The sequence below is a fragment of the Lentzea terrae genome (genome assembly GCF_003265345.1).
Taxonomy (GTDB): domain Bacteria; phylum Actinomycetota; class Actinomycetes; order Mycobacteriales; family Pseudonocardiaceae; genus Lentzea; species Lentzea terrae.
Genome location: NZ_QFWW01000004.1, coordinates 353,407 through 367,150, shown reverse-complemented (window position 1 = coordinate 367,150; position 13,744 = coordinate 353,407). Strand labels below are relative to the sequence as shown.

At 69.6% G+C, this 13,744-nt stretch carries 16 protein-coding genes and 2 riboswitches; of the genes, 8 read left to right on the top strand and 8 right to left on the bottom strand.

The window, feature by feature from the left end; translation table 11 throughout:
- The first annotated feature begins 3 nt into the window (after positions 1-3).
- The 4 genes from DI276_RS08630 to thiD all read left to right on the top strand — a co-directional run bounded on the left by DI276_RS08630 (position 4) and on the right by thiD (position 3,901).
- Positions 4-606 (top strand): LysE family translocator, encoded by a 603-nt coding sequence (locus tag DI276_RS08630; protein ID WP_112262734.1) that lies wholly within the window; start codon positions 4-6, stop codon positions 604-606.
- Positions 607-751: 145 nt separating this feature from the next.
- On the top strand, positions 752-1,144 hold the full coding sequence (locus DI276_RS49810; RefSeq protein WP_112262733.1) for a hypothetical protein: 393 nt from the start codon (positions 752-754) through the stop codon (positions 1,142-1,144).
- 172 nt (positions 1,145-1,316) lie between these two features.
- A riboswitch (TPP riboswitch) is annotated at positions 1,317-1,441 on the top strand.
- Positions 1,431-3,086 (top strand): phosphomethylpyrimidine synthase ThiC, encoded by a 1,656-nt coding sequence (thiC, locus tag DI276_RS08620; protein WP_112262732.1) that lies wholly within the window; start codon positions 1,431-1,433, stop codon positions 3,084-3,086. Its footprint overlaps the riboswitch before it by 11 nt.
- Positions 3,083-3,901: a bifunctional hydroxymethylpyrimidine kinase/phosphomethylpyrimidine kinase gene (gene thiD, locus DI276_RS08615; RefSeq protein WP_112262731.1), complete on the top strand. Its 819-nt coding sequence runs from the start codon at positions 3,083-3,085 to the stop codon at positions 3,899-3,901. Before thiC ends, thiD begins: the two co-directional genes overlap by 4 nt.
- Here thiD and DI276_RS08610 read toward each other — a convergent pair.
- Complete coding sequence (locus DI276_RS08610; protein ID WP_198680514.1) at positions 3,844-4,389, bottom strand: TetR/AcrR family transcriptional regulator; 546 nt, start codon at positions 4,387-4,389, stop codon at positions 3,844-3,846. The genes thiD and DI276_RS08610 overlap by 58 nt on opposite strands.
- Positions 4,390-4,447: 58 nt before the next feature.
- On the opposite strand from DI276_RS08610, the gene DI276_RS08605 reads away from it, so the two are divergent.
- Positions 4,448-4,864, top strand: a complete 417-nt coding sequence (locus tag DI276_RS08605) for an SRPBCC domain-containing protein (protein WP_112262729.1) — start codon at positions 4,448-4,450, stop codon at positions 4,862-4,864.
- On the opposite strand, the gene DI276_RS49805 is transcribed toward DI276_RS08605, so the two are convergent.
- Both DI276_RS49805 and DI276_RS08600 read right to left on the bottom strand, forming a co-directional pair.
- On the bottom strand, positions 4,861-5,019 hold the full coding sequence (locus DI276_RS49805) for a hypothetical protein (protein WP_157984588.1): 159 nt from the start codon (positions 5,017-5,019) through the stop codon (positions 4,861-4,863). The genes DI276_RS08605 and DI276_RS49805 overlap by 4 nt on opposite strands.
- Positions 5,019-5,462, bottom strand: coding sequence for a MarR family winged helix-turn-helix transcriptional regulator (locus DI276_RS08600; protein WP_232836528.1), 444 nt, complete (start codon positions 5,460-5,462; stop codon positions 5,019-5,021). Before DI276_RS08600 ends, DI276_RS49805 begins: the two co-directional genes overlap by 1 nt.
- Before the next feature lie 159 nt (positions 5,463-5,621).
- Between DI276_RS08600 and DI276_RS08595 the strand changes: the two genes are divergently transcribed.
- On the top strand, positions 5,622-6,434 hold the full coding sequence (locus DI276_RS08595; RefSeq protein WP_112262728.1) for an NAD(P)H-binding protein: 813 nt from the start codon (positions 5,622-5,624) through the stop codon (positions 6,432-6,434).
- Here DI276_RS08595 and DI276_RS08590 read toward each other — a convergent pair.
- The 4 genes from DI276_RS08590 to DI276_RS08575 form a co-directional block, all read right to left on the bottom strand.
- A complete protein-coding gene (locus tag DI276_RS08590; RefSeq protein WP_112262727.1) occupies positions 6,418-8,841 on the bottom strand; it encodes an ATP-binding protein in 2,424 nt (807 codons plus the stop codon). The genes DI276_RS08595 and DI276_RS08590 overlap by 17 nt on opposite strands.
- Positions 8,842-8,850: 9 nt before the next feature.
- Positions 8,851-9,606 carry a thiazole synthase gene (gene thiG / locus DI276_RS08585; protein WP_112262726.1) on the bottom strand — a complete coding sequence of 252 codons (756 nt, stop codon included), beginning with the start codon at positions 9,604-9,606 and terminating at the stop codon, positions 8,851-8,853.
- A gap of 1 nt (position 9,607) precedes the next feature.
- Entirely contained in the window at positions 9,608-9,808 is a 201-nt protein-coding gene (gene thiS / locus DI276_RS08580) for a sulfur carrier protein ThiS (protein ID WP_112262725.1), read from the bottom strand.
- On the bottom strand, positions 9,805-10,761 hold the full coding sequence (locus DI276_RS08575) for an FAD-dependent oxidoreductase (protein ID WP_112262724.1): 957 nt from the start codon (positions 10,759-10,761) through the stop codon (positions 9,805-9,807). The genes thiS and DI276_RS08575 overlap by 4 nt, the downstream gene beginning before the upstream one ends.
- Positions 10,756-10,867: riboswitch (TPP riboswitch) on the bottom strand. (Overlaps the previous gene by 6 nt.)
- A 26-nt stretch (positions 10,868-10,893) precedes the next feature.
- Between DI276_RS08575 and thiE the strand changes: the two genes are divergently transcribed.
- On the top strand, positions 10,894-11,535 hold the full coding sequence (gene thiE, locus DI276_RS08570) for a thiamine phosphate synthase (protein ID WP_112262723.1): 642 nt from the start codon (positions 10,894-10,896) through the stop codon (positions 11,533-11,535).
- A gap of 31 nt (positions 11,536-11,566) precedes the next feature.
- Positions 11,567-12,328 (top strand): dioxygenase family protein, encoded by a 762-nt coding sequence (locus DI276_RS08565; protein ID WP_112262722.1) that lies wholly within the window; start codon positions 11,567-11,569, stop codon positions 12,326-12,328.
- Positions 12,329-12,331: 3 nt separating this feature from the next.
- Here DI276_RS08565 and DI276_RS08560 read toward each other — a convergent pair whose 3' ends face one another.
- Positions 12,332-13,327 carry a S1 family peptidase gene (locus DI276_RS08560; protein ID WP_332874626.1) on the bottom strand — a complete coding sequence of 332 codons (996 nt, stop codon included), beginning with the start codon at positions 13,325-13,327 and terminating at the stop codon, positions 12,332-12,334.
- Positions 13,328-13,744 lie beyond the last annotated feature (417 nt).

Sequence of the window (13,744 nt, the reverse complement as noted above, 5' to 3'; positions counted from 1 at the left end):
GGCATGCCACTGGAAAACATCGTCGCCTTCGTAGCGGCCTCGTTCCTCATCGCACTGTCGCCCGGACCTGGCACGGCCATGGTCCTGCGACAGTCGGTGCACGGGCGAAAAGCCGCGCTGGCGACGGTGTTCGGCATGGAGGTCGGCGTCGCGTGCTGGGCCATCGCCGCAGCTCTGGGCCTGTCCGTCCTGCTCACGGCGTCGGAGATCGCCTACCACGCGCTGCGGATCGGCGGCGCCCTCTTCCTGATCTACCTGGGCGTCAGGGCCCTGATCAGCAAGAGCCTGCCGACCGACGAGCCGCCGCCCGCCAGCCACGCCTTCCGCAGCGGGCTGATCGTGAACCTGGCCAACCCGAAGCTCGGCGTGTTCGCGATCTCGTTCCTACCGCAGTTCGTGCCTGCCGGGGAGGCCGGCCAGGGGGTTCTGCTCTTCCTCGCCATCGGCTGGGTCGTCATCGACACCTTCTGGTACCTGATCATCGTGTCGATCCTGCACACGATCCGCGGCTGGCTGAGCCGCCCGCGGGTCCGTCCGGCGCTCGAGAAGCTGTCGGGCGGCGTGCTGCTGGCGCTCGGAGTCCGGCTGGTACTCGACCCGCGTTGAGATCGGGTTGCCCCGGCGCCAGAACAGCTCGGGCAACCCGGCCAGCTCGGCGAAGGTGTGGCACGCCGCCATGGAGGCGTAGCCACCGGCCAGCACGTGCGCGCGAATTCGGTCGAGGCGGCCGAACTCGATCACCTCACCGGCGATGAGGAACGGCAGCACCAGCTGCCAGGCCTGCACCACCGCCGGCCGGCGCCGGTGGGGTGCGCGCATGGCCGCGCGGGCGACCCGTAACAGGTGCTCGTTCGCGCTCATCGTGTACGGGTGCGCCGAGTGGTCCCAGTTCCACCGGCGCTCCTCCGTGACGGCGCACCGCACGCACTCGACCGGCCCGGTGCCGAGCTCGGCACCGCACCTCGAACACGCGAGCAGCGTCATCGCCCAGTCGACGCACGTCCACGGGTACTCGCCGACGTCGGCGGATGTCACCAGCTCGGCCAGCTCCCGGTCCGCCAGCTGGGACGACGTGCGCAGCGCCTCCCAGTCCGCGAGCCAGAACTGGTCGAGCAGCTCGGCGCAGAAACCGCAGTCGGGGTAGCCGCGACCTGCGAGTTCACCGCAGGAAGGGCATGCAGAGACCACGGCGGGACGTTGACCGCGACGCGCGCCGGGCGGGAACGGCTGATGATCCGCCACGGTAGAGAAGATTAGGGGCAAACGACGGCCTTGGCAGCTACGGCGCGCGCTGACTATGGTCGGGTCTCGACAACTCAACACAACGCGGGAGCTCGCGCCTGAGCGGGCTGAGAGGGTGACTGGCAGTAGTGCCGGTGTCACCGACCGCCTGAACCTGACCGGGTAATGCCGGCGTAGGGAGGAATGTCGTGACGGCACTTGACGACCGTTCGGTCAAGCCCAGTGTGACCACCGGCCCGATCTCGGGCTCCCGCAAGGTGTACCGCGAAGTCGCTTCTGACATCCGGGTGCCTTTCCGCAGGGTGGAACTGACCAACGGCGAACATGTCGATCTGTACGACACTTCCGGTCCGTATACCGACGACAACGCGGTGATCGACGTCCACAGTGGACTTCCTGACCTCAGGTCGGGGTGGGTCGCCGCACGGGAACCGATCAACGGAGCTGTCAGCCAGCTCGCGTACGCGAAGGCCGGGATCATCACCCCGGAGATGAAGTACATCGCGGTGCGCGAGAACCTCGACGCGGAGTTCGTTCGCAACGAGGTGGCCATCGGGCGTGCGGTGATTCCGTTGAACCGCAAGCACCCCGAGGCCGAGCCGATGATCATCGGCAAGAAGTTCCTCGTGAAGATCAACGCCAACATCGGCAACTCCGCCGTGTCGTCGTCGATCGAGGACGAGGTCGAGAAGATGGTGTGGGCGTCCCGCTGGGGTGCCGACACGATCATGGACCTGTCCACCGGCAAGCGGATCCACGAGACGCGCGAGTGGATCCTGCGCAACTCGCCGGTGCCCATCGGCACCGTGCCGATCTACCAGGCGCTGGAGAAGGTGAACGGCGACCCGGCGGCGCTGTCGTGGGAGGTCTACCGCGACACCGTGATCGAGCAGTGCGAGCAGGGCGTCGACTACATGACCGTGCACGCGGGCGTGCTGCTGCGGTACGTGCCGCTCACAGCCAAGCGCGTGACGGGCATCGTCTCGCGCGGCGGGTCGATCATGGCCGCGTGGTGCCTCGCGCACCACAAGGAGAGCTTCCTCTACACGCACTTCGAGGAACTCTGCGACATCCTGCGCACCTACGACGTGACGTTCTCGCTGGGTGACGGGCTGCGGCCGGGTTCCATCGCGGACGCCAACGACGAGGCGCAGTTCGCGGAACTGCGGACCCTCGGCGAGCTCACGCACATCGCGCGGGCCAAGGACGTCCAGGTCATGATCGAGGGCCCCGGCCACGTGCCGATGCACAAGATCGCCGAGAACGTCCGACTCGAAGAGGAGTGGTGCGGCGAGGCGCCGTTCTACACCCTCGGGCCGCTGGCCACGGACATCGCGCCGGCGTACGACCACATCACGTCCGCGATCGGCGCGGCGCAGATCGGCTGGCTGGGCACCGCGATGCTCTGCTACGTCACGCCGAAGGAGCACCTCGGCCTGCCGAACCGGGACGACGTGAAGACCGGCGTGATCACGTACAAGATCGCGGCGCACTCCGCCGACCTCGCCAAGGGTCACCCCGGCGTCCAGGACTGGGACGACGCGCTGTCCAAGGCGCGCTTCGAGTTCCGCTGGGAGGACCAGTTCAACCTGTCGCTCGACCCGGACACCGCGCGCTCGTTCCACGACGAGACGCTCCCCGCGGAACCGGCGAAGACGGCGCACTTCTGCTCGATGTGCGGGCCGAAGTTCTGCTCCATGAAGATCACGCAGGACGTGCGGCGCTACGCCGAGGAACGCGGACTGTCCACAGTGGAGGCGATCGAGGCGGGCATGGCGGAGAAGTCCGACGAGTTCGCCGACACCGGGAACAAGGTCTACCTGCCAGTGGTGGAAACGACGTGACAGCAACACCTCCGCGGGTCCTCACCATCGCCGGAAGCGATTCCGGCGGTGGTGCGGGGATCCAGGCCGACCTCCGCACGCTCTTCGCGTGCGGAGTGCACGGCTGCGTCGCACTGACCGCGGTGACGGTCCAGAACTCGCTCGGTGTCACGGGAGTCGCCGAAATTCCGGCATCGACCGTGGCCGCGCAGATCATCGCGGTGGCCGAGGACATCGGGCTGCAGGCCGCGAAGACCGGCATGCTGGCATCGGCGCAGATCATCGAGGCGATCACGCCCGCGCTGGACCGCGTCGGTATCGGGCGTGGTGGTCGCACCCCGTTCGTCGTCGACCCGGTTTCCGCGTCGATGCACGGCGACCAGCTGCTGGCCGACTCGGCACTGGATGCGTTGCGGGGCTTGCTCTTCCCGCGCGCCACGCTGGTGACGCCGAACCTCGACGAGGTGCGGTTGATCACCGGCATCGCCGTGAAGGACCGCGCCGACCAACGGGTTGCGGCGGAAGCGTTGCACGCCATGGGTCCGGAGTGGGTGCTCGTGAAGGGCGGCCACATGTGGGACGACCCGGAGTGCCTCGACCTGCTCTACGACGGTCGTGAGTTCATCGAACTGCTTGGCCCGCGTTACGACGTCAAGCACACGCACGGCAGCGGTGACACGCTCGCGTCCTCGATCAGTTCCGCGCTCGCGAAGGGCGCCTCGGTGCCGGAAGCCGTGCGGTTCGGCAAGGACTTCATCGTGCGCTCGGTCGCCGCCGCCTACCCGTTGGGCGCCGGCGTCGGCCCGGTGTCACCGTTCTGGAGGCTCGACAAGTAACGGGCGTACATCGCCGTCAGGTCGGTGGTCTCGGGATCGAGCAGCCAGACCGTCAACGCGCCTTCGAGAAACGCGATCAGCTCCACGGCTCCTGCGTCACCGAGCACTTCGGCGAAGTGCCGGCGCAGGAGCCGATTGCGTTCCCGGAACCGCCGCGTGATCTCGTCGTCCCGCGCGAGGTGCTCGGCCTGCAACACCGTGTGCAGCGTCGCCAATCCCTTGTGCGCCATCGTGTATTCGGCGTCTTCGAGCAACGCCGTCACGAGGTCCTTCGACGACACCCGCGCCGCCGCCCGTGCGTCGAACTCGTCCAGGACCGCCTTGAGCAGGTTCTCCTTGGACCCGAAGTGGTGGATCACCGCGGACGGCGTGACGCCCGCCTTCTTGGCGATGGCCGCGACCCCGGTGCCCGCGTACCCGTTGACGCCGAACAGTTCGATCGCGGCGTCGACGATCTCGCGACGTCGCTCGACGCCGCGCTGCTGCACCTGCCCCTTGATCCCAACGATGGAAAAAGACTAGCTGGCGTCATTATGCTGAACAACCATGCAGGAAAATGAGGTCAGGACAGAGCTGGTCATCCCCGCGCCGATCGACGCCGTGTGGCGGGTGCTGGTGGACTTCGGCGGCTATGCCGACTGGAACCCCGTCATGGAATACACGCAGGTGGACGGGGCCAAGACGAAGGTGAAGGCGGCCAAGGGCACGCCGTTCGAGCGGGACTTCGAGGGTGAGATCACCTCGATGGAGCCGCACGTGCTGGCGTCCCAGGGCGGCGACCCCGAGACGTTCTTCGGTCGCCACCGCTGGGAGCTCACGGCAACGGACAGCGGCACGCGCCTGGTGAACGTCGAGGAGTTCAGCGGCACGATGGCCGCCGGCGTGCTGGCGCAGACCCGCGACGTGCTGGTCGCGGAGTTCGACGCCTTCAACCAGGCGCTGCGGCAGGTCTTCGCCGCCTAGGGGTTGATCTCTCCTTCGCCCTGCTCGGCGAGGGCGTCGAGACCGCGGACGAGCGACTCGTGGAACGCTTCGTCGCTCGCCCGGCGGTCGTCCCACACCGGGAGGCACGCCCGAACCAGTGTCACGAACTGCTCCAGCTCCGCGGGCTCGAGCACTACTTCGACTCTTCTCCGACGAGCGTCTCCAGCGCGTCCAACGCGTTCACCAGCGCCGCCACGTGCTCGGGCGACAGCTGCTCGATCCGGCGCTGCAGCTCGCGCACCCGCGCGGACCGCACCCCGGACACCATCGTCTCGCCCTCCGGCGTGGGGGTGGCGAGCCAGGCGCGGCCGTCCTGCGGGTCGGGCTCGCGCTTCACGTACCCGGCTTCGACCAGGGCCGCGACGATGCGGGACAACGTGGGAGGCGCCACGCCTTCCTTGTTCGCCAGGTCGCCGAGGCGCATGGGGCCGCAGCGCGCGAGGGTGGCCAGCGCGGAGACCGCGCCGGGGCCGAGTCCGGGGGAACCGGTGCGTCGCAGCAACCGGGCCAGCCGGCCGATCGCCAGGTACAGGCGCGCGGTCGCGTCCTCGACCTCGGCGTCAATGGGGGCCGTCACGGCTAGTCGTCCTCCTCGGCGGAATTCAGGCAATGCTCAATCATCCCCCAGCACGTGTGTACCCAAGGTAGCGGCTCCTGCCCGTGCAGTTCTGGCGAAGAGCTAGAACTGATCTAGCGCCTCCCTGGTGAATTTCCCACTCACAAAGGAGGAAAACCGATGTACCTCGTCGCCGGAGCCACCGGGACCGTCGGTCGCGAGATCGTGCGGCAGCTCGCCGAGGCAGGCCACCGCGTGCGGGCGCTGACCAGAAATCCACTGAACGCGGACTTCTTCCCCGGGGTCGAGGTGGCCAAGGGCGACCTCACCGATCCGGAGAGCGTTGCTCCGGCGCTGGAGGGCGTCACCGGACTGCACCTGATCACCTTCGGCGGTGACGCAGCGCTGGAAACGGGACCGCAGCTCGTCGAACTGGCGCGGCAGGCAGGGGTGCGCAGGGTCAGCGTGCTCTCCGGCTTCGACCGCACCGGGGTCGAGGACGCGCTCGACGCGAGCGATCTGCCGTGGACCTGGGTGCGGCCGATGGAGTTCATGGCCAACGCGCTGGAGTGGGCCGAGGCGTTTCGCGGTGGTGCGGTCCAGGTGTTCGGCAACCAGCCGAGCGCTGTCGTGCACGAGGCCGACATCGCCGCCGTCGCGGTCGCCGCACTCACCCAGGACGGCCACGGCGGCAAGACCTGTCTGGTGAGCGGGCCCGAGGCGTTGACGACCGAGGAACGGATCGGGCTGCTCGCGAAGGCCTCCGGGAACGCGGTCGAAATCGAGTTCCTGACCGAGGAGCAGGAACGTGCGCGGCTCGCCGCGCAGGGCTGGGACCAGGAGTACGTCGAGTTCGCCATCATGCTCGGCACCAACCCTCCGGAAGAGGGCGGCACGGTGCTGCCCACGGTCGAGCAGGTGACCGGCAGGCCCGCCAGGACGTTCGCGCAGTGGGCGGCCGAGCACGCCGGCAAGTTCAGCGCCGCCAGCTGATCGGTCGCGTCGGGCGGTACCGGCACGCGGCACCTGTGGTGATCGACTCCCGCAGGTGCCGCGCCAGTTCCTCGTGCTGCCCGTCGAGCCGGCGCAACGCGTCGTTGATGCGGTTCGTGACGGCCTTGCGGGCGCGTTCGGTCTCGTCACCGAGCCGGCGGGACCGGCCGCCCAGCCCGGTCGCCGCGCGGAGCTCGTCCAGCAACGCCTCACGTTCGCGATCCAGCTCGACGGCACGGGCGTCGGACGCAACAGCCATGTGCTCGTCCAGCTCGGTCAGCCGACGGCGATACGCGGCACGGGCCTGGTCGTCGAGCACCGGATCCGCGCCCGGCACGCCACCCGCGAGCACCGTGGCCGCGACGTCGGCACCGGGCGATCCCACGAGAACGTGCAGGTCCCGCAGGCCCTTCGAGTCCGGCACGTGCGCGGTGCGGCCGGCGAACCCCAGCTCCCACACCTTGCCCGCGCGCCGGAACGTCCCACCGCCGTCGAGCTGGGCACGCGCCTCGTCGGCCCACGGCCGCGCTCCCATCCGATCGGCGACCTCCGCCACCGAGGCCCACCGCGCGGCCGCGGCTTCCCAGTCGCCCGTTGCCGCGTCGAGCCGGGCCAGCCAGCCGTCGACCGGGCCCTCCAACAGGAGCGTGGCCGTGACGGCCCACTGCCCTGCGAACGGCTCGACCTCCTTCCGCACCTCCGCGCAGCGCCGCCGATCACCGGACCGCACCGCGGCCTCGACCCGCAGCCGCAACGACATCGGCGCGAGCCACCGGTTGCCGGGCATTTCCCGCCCCTCCACCAGCGGCAGGAACGGCGGTGGATCCGTGCGCATCTCGGCCAGCCACCGGCCGGTGTCCTCGCCCGCGCGCACCGCGATCGACCACCGATGCAGCCACCACAGGTGCATGCGGTCCAGGTACGGGTGCTCCCCCAGTTCCCGCGCCGTGTCGGCGGCGGCGCGGGCGTCGTCGTAGCGGCCCTGCAGCGTCGCGACGAGCACCTCGGTGACGGCGGCATCGTGGCGCAGCACCGGCGATCCGCCTCGCGCCGCGGCCAGGAAGGCCTGGTGTTCCGCCAGATAGCGCGGATCGCCGAGCTCGACGAACGACAGCACCCGCCACGCCCCGACCCGCACGTCGTGATCGGGCAGCCGCACCAGTTCGTCGGTGATGGCGAGCCGTTCGGCGGCGGTGCCCAGGCCGTAGATCGAGCCGAGCCGCGACGTCAGGCTCTGCTCGAGGTGCTCGCCGGACTGCCGGGCGAGCTCGACGGCCGTGTCGCTGAGCTCGCGCGCCGCTTCGTCGTGATCTCCTTCCAGCAACTGAGCCGTGACGGCCACACGTGCGGCCAGCGCGGGATCAGCCTCCGCCAGGGCGATCCGGAACGCCTCCCTGCTGCCCCGGAGATCTTTCAAGGCGTGCAAGGCGTTGCCCAGCTCCAGCGCGATCTCCGCGCGGCCGTGGTCGGCCAGGTCGAGCGCGTGCCGGTAATACCGCGCGGCTTCCGCCCAGGCGAGCCGCCGGTTCGCGTCCTCGCCCGCCCGGACGAAGACCTGCACGTCCACCCGTCCACTGTGGAGCGCCGCACGGACGAGGTCGTGCACGAACGCGTACCTGTCGCCACCCAGCGACCGGATGAGCCTGGCCGCGACCGCCTGGTCGAGTCCGGTTGGCGAGCCCAGCGGCGACAGGCTGAACTCGTGGCCGAGTGCGGCGGCCTGACGCAGCACCTCCACCGTCGCCGGGGCCAGCCGGGAGAGCCGCCGTTCGACCACCGCCGCCGCACCGGGCGGAATGGTGCTGAGCAGACTGCCGCCCTGCCACAGCCGCGCGAGCTGCTCGACGAAGAACGGGTTGCCGCCACTGCGTTTCGTGATCTCGTCGACGACGTCGTCCGGTGCGTGCACCAGTTCCGCGACCTCGTCCCGGCTGAGACCGGACAGCACGACGGTGGACGCCTTGAGCGCCAACGACACTTCGTCGTCGCGGTAGGTGCCGATGAACAGCAGCCGGGCGAACCCGGTGTGCTGCACCGCGAAGTCGAGCAACCGCAACGACGCCTCGTCCGCCCAGTGCAGGTCCTCGATCACCACGACGAGCGCGCGGTCGCGGCACGCGTCCAGCAGCACCTCGGTCACGGCGGCGAAAACGTCGAACTCGCGGTCCTGCGCCGGGAACTCCGCTCCCAGCGCACGCACGACCTGGTGCCACGGCCACAGCTCCGGCGCGCCGTCCGACCAGCACGCCGCACCGACGGCGGAACAGCCCGTCGTGGCCTCGGTGACCAGCGCGGTCTTGCCGATGCCGGCCTCGCCGGCGACCAGCACCAAGCCACCGCGACCGCTCTCGGCGGCGTCGACGGCCTCGCGCAGCCGCGCGACAGGGCCGGCTCTACCGATCAGCACCTGTTCTTTCTACAAGGCGGGAGAGGAAGCCTGGGCCCAGAACCGCTGTGGAATCCGGCCGGCCAACCGCGCGAGCCGCCCGCCTTCGACCGCACACCGCATTGCGGCGGCCATCCGTTCCGGGTCCTGGGCGCGCGTCACGGCCGTCGCGAGCAGCACTGCCGAGCAGCCGAGCTCCATCGCGAGCGCCGCGTCCGACGCCGTGCCGATACCGGCGTCCAGCACCACCGGAACCGTGGCCCGTGAGGTGATCAGCTCGATGTTGTGCGGGTTGCGGATGCCGAGACCCGTGCCGATCGGCGAGCCCAGCGGCATGACGGTCGCGCAGCCGATGTCCTGGAGCTTCAACGCCAGCACCGGATCGTCGTTGGTGTAGGGCAGGACGACGAACCCGTCGTTCACCAGCCGCTCGGCCGCGTCCAGCAGCTCGACCGGGTCCGGTAGCAGGGTCTCCTCGTCGTGGACGACCTCGAGCTTGACCCAGTTCGTCTCCAGAGCCTCGCGCGCCAGCTGTGCGGTGAGCACGGCCTCGGCGGACGTGCGACAGCCCGCGGTGTTCGGCAGGACCTCGATTCCCAGTCGCCGCAACAACTCCAGCACGCCGGTCTGCCCGGCCGCGTCGACCCGGCGCATGGCCACGGTGGTCAGCTCGGTACCGGAAGCCACCAGGGCCCGTTCCAGCACGGAGAGGTTCGCGGCACCGCCGGTGCCGGTGATGAGCCTGGACCGGAACTCCCGGCCCGCGATGATCAGCGGATCGTCCACGTCAGCCTCCCTGGACCGCGGTCAGCACCTCGACCACGCCGCCGTCCGGCACGATCGTCTTGTCCCACAACGCCCTGGGCACCACGGCGCCGTCCAGCGCCACGGCCACGCCCTTGTCCGGTGCCCCCACGAGCGACACCACCGCGGCAACCGACGTGCCGTCGGCCAAGTCGCGAGAAGTGCCGTTGACCTGTGCTTTCACGAGCTTCCTCCCTCGAGCAGCTCGACCACCTGGCGAGCGGTGTGCGGGGCGAGCAGAAGACCGTTGCGGTGGTGGCCCGTCGCGGCGATCACGCCCGGTTCGAGCCAGCGCACGATCGGGACGTTGTCCGGGCTGCCCGCGCGGAACCCGACAGCGGCCTCCGCCAGCGCGTACTCGGCGATGCCCGGCAGCACGGTTTCCGCGTCCCGCAACAGGTCCCGCACACCTGCCACGGAGACGTCGGTGTCGAACCCGGCCTCGTACTGAGTGGCACCGACGACGAGACCGTCCTCCCGTGGCACGAGATACACCGGGCGACCGGAAACGAGTGCGCGGATCGTGTGGCGAGGGGGTGGCAACGCGCCAGGCCGATGTGTCAGCCGCAAAATCTCGCCCTTGACCGGGCGGATGACGTCGCGCAACGCGGGATGCAGCTGCCCGCTCCACGCCCCGGCCGCGATCACCTGCACCCGTCCGTCCACATCAGACACGACTCCGGCCTCGCGACATGCCTTCCACAGTGCGGAAAGCAGCGCACGGTTGTCGACGGCGAGGTCACCCGACGCGTACACGCCGCCACGGACCGCAGGCCCCAGCGACGGTTCCAGAGCACGGATCTCCCGTGACGTCAGCAACTCCCCCGCGTGCCGCAGGTCGGCGAGATCACCTGGCTGCGTGCCGACGGCCAGCGTGCCCGCGGTGAACAGTTCGACCCCGATCGACTCGGCGAACGCAGGCCACCTCGCCAGGGCCTCGACACCCTGCGCCACCACGGCTTCCTCGCCCGGCCAGGCCTCCGTCAACGGCGCGAGCATGCCGCCCGCGACCCGTGAGCCGGCGTGCGGCGACGCGTGGTCGAAAACGGAAACCGAATAGCCGGCCCGTGCCGCGAACAACGCGACGGACAGGCCGATGACACCGCCACCCCGGACGGCCACTTCCACACTGCTCAAGGCATTCACGCTCCCTGCGCCGGCATGACCCGGATCAGGTTCGACGGTCGGAGCGAACCACGCTCCCTCTCAGCCCGGTGTTCTCCAGGCTCCCGTGCGGACCGACACCAACATAACGGTTACCGTGCGAGCGTGCCAGGACTCGACGGAAACCTGATCAGGCAACGACTCGCCGACGCGACGCTCTACCTCTGCACGCCGAACCGGCCTGATCTGGCCGAGTTCGCCGATGCGGCGCTCGCCGGCGGGGTCGACATCATCCAGCTGCGGGACAAGTCGCTGGAGGCGAAGCAGGAGCTGAAGGCGCTGGAAATCCTCGCCGAGGCCGCGGACAGCCACGGGAAGCTGCTCGCCGTCAACGACCGCGCGGACATCGCCCACGCGCTCCGGGCCGACGTGCTGCACCTCGGCCAGGACGACCTGCCCGTCTCGTGCGCGCGCCACATCATCGGCGAGCACCCGGTGATCGGCCGCTCCACCCACGACGTCGACCAGATGCAGGCGGCGGCGACGCAGCACGGCGTGGACTACTTCTGCACCGGCCCGTGCTGGCCGACGCCGACCAAGCCGGGACGTCCGGCGCCGGGCCTCGACCTGGTCAAGGCGACCAAGGGCATGCGGCGGCCGTGGTTCGCGATCGGCGGCATCGACCTGCAGAACCTGCACGAGGTCAAGGCGGCGGGAGCCACCCGCGTCGTCGTCGTGCGGGCCATCACCGAGGCGGAGGACCCGCGCAAGGCCGCCGAGTTGTTCAAAACTGAACTTAGTCGTTGAAATTTGAACAAACCGGCGTACGCTCGATGACGTGAGCGCACCAGTGCTGTACCTGAGCCACGGGGCACCCCCGCTGGCCGATGACGAGACGTGGACCAGAGAGCTCAAGGACTGGTCCGCCACGCTCCCGCGCCCGGAGGCCGTGCTCATGGTCTCCGCGCACTGGGAGGAGGCGCCGACGACGATCGGCGCGACCACGACCGTGCCGCTGGTCTACGACTTCTGGGGCTTCCCGCAGCGGTACTACGAGGTCACGTACGAGGCACCGGGTGCGCCGCAGCTCGCCGACGACGTCCGCAAGCTCCTCGGCGGGCACGTCGAGCAGGACGCCGAGCGCGGTCTCGATCACGGCGCTTATGTGCCGCTGAAGGAGATGTTCCCGGACGCGGACGTGCCGGTGCTGCAGCTGTCGATGCCCACGCTCGACCCGCGCGAGCTGCACGAGATCGGCCGCAAGCTGGCGCCGTTGCGGGATCAGAACGTCCTGATCGTCGGCAGCGGGTTCATGACGCACAACCTGAGCTGCGTGCACTTCGACCGGGGCACGGACTACGAGCCGCCGTCGTGGTCGAAGGAGTTCGACGACTGGGCGCACCAGCAGCTGGAGAGCGGCGACGTGGACGCGTTGCTGGACTTCCAGCAGAAGGCTCCTGCGGCCGGCATCGCCCACCCGCGGACCGAGCACTTCGCGCCGCTGTTCGTGGCGCTCGGCGCTGCGAGCGACGAGAAAGCCCGTACCAGCGTTGAAGGCTTCTGGTACGGGCTCTCGAAACGGTCTGTTCAGTTCAGCTGAGGCCTAGCCGCGCGTGAGGGTCAGGCCGTAGCGCGACAGGATCGGGTTCACCGGCTGGAAGAACGTGGTGCCGCCGGACGAGCAGTTGCCCGAACCACCGGACGTCACGCCCTGGGCCTGACCGAAGCCGGAGCCCGCCACCCACGAACCGCCGGAGTCGCCGGGCTCCGCGCACGCGTTGGTGCGGGTGAGGCCGCGGACGGTGCCCTGCGGGTAGTTCACGGTCTGGTTGTAGGCCTGGACCGTGCCGCAACGCCAACCGGTCGTGGAACCGGAACGGCAGATCTGCGCGCCGATGGCCGCCACGGTGGAACCGCGGACGATCACGTTCGCGCCGCCGTAGCGGTTGACCCACGGACGCGGGGTCCAGTTGGCGTTGGTGCGGACGTGCGCCATGTCGCTGCCCGGGAAGACCGAGCCGGCGAACGAGCCCTGCGCGACGCGGTTGTAGCCGGAGACCGCGGTGCCGGCGCGGCCGCAGTGGCCTGCCGTCACGTAGCCGCCGGACACGGAGAAGCCGAGCGAGCAGCGGCCGCCGCCCATGTAGATGGCGTCGCCACCACGCAGGTCGTACAGCGGCGTCGGGCTCTCGGTCACCTCGGCGACCTGGACGGCGCCGCTGATGCCCTTGGCCGTGGCGATCCACTTGTCCGCGGCCGCGTCCCTGGTGTTCTTGTTGACCTCGACCACGACGGCGTTGGACTTCTCGTCCACGCGCCAGCTGGTGATGCTCGCGGGGGCGCTCATGAGGTCGAGCACCGACTTGGTTCCGTTGAGCTGGGTGAGCGAGTTCTGGACGACCTTGGTGTCCGCGCCGCTCACGGAGAGTCCCGACTTGGTCACCGCGACGGTCAGTCTGCCGCTCGCCTGGTCGATCCACGATCCGCCGAACGCGTCGCCGAGAGAGGCCTTCGCCTGCTCCGCGAGTTCGCTCGACTTCTGGTCACTGGCCAACCGGACGCGTGCCTGGTCAGCGTTCAGGCCCAAATCACGTTCCACCGCTTGGAGCAATTCGGCCGGGTAGCTCTCCGTGTCGGAACCGGTTGGGGCGACTGGTGCGGCAGGGGCGCCAAACGCCGGTACGCTGAGAGCAGTCACGACTCCGGTGGCGAGCAGAACGGCACCGGTAATACGGGCCGCACTCGTGCGGTTCATCAGACGTCTCCCTCACTTTCGGGTGCAGGGGAACCCGAGAGATCGGTTGCAGGGACCTCTCTCGGGGGCTCTAGGGGGACGGGTGGTGGGGCGGCGGCAGGGGTCGCCCCACCCCTCCAATCCCCAGTTCTTTCTCGCGTCGTGCGAGGGCGCCGCGCTCAAGTGGTCGCGCCACGAGCCTCATTGCGCCCTCCTCCCGGTCTCTTTCGGACCGAATCGTTCGCCCGTTCGAGTGACGTTATGGGCCCGTTATCTATGACG

Coding starts and splice junctions, on each gene's coding strand:
- DI276_RS49810 (WP_112262733.1), top strand. CDS start 752: ATGAGGAACGGCAGCACCAGCTGCCAGGCCTGCACCACCGCCGGCCGG.
- DI276_RS08595 (WP_112262728.1), top strand. CDS start 5,622: ATGTACCTCGTCGCCGGAGCCACCGGGACCGTCGGTCGCGAGATCGTG.
- DI276_RS08605 (WP_112262729.1), top strand. CDS start 4,448: ATGCAGGAAAATGAGGTCAGGACAGAGCTGGTCATCCCCGCGCCGATC.
- DI276_RS08630 (WP_112262734.1), top strand. CDS start 4: ATGCCACTGGAAAACATCGTCGCCTTCGTAGCGGCCTCGTTCCTCATC.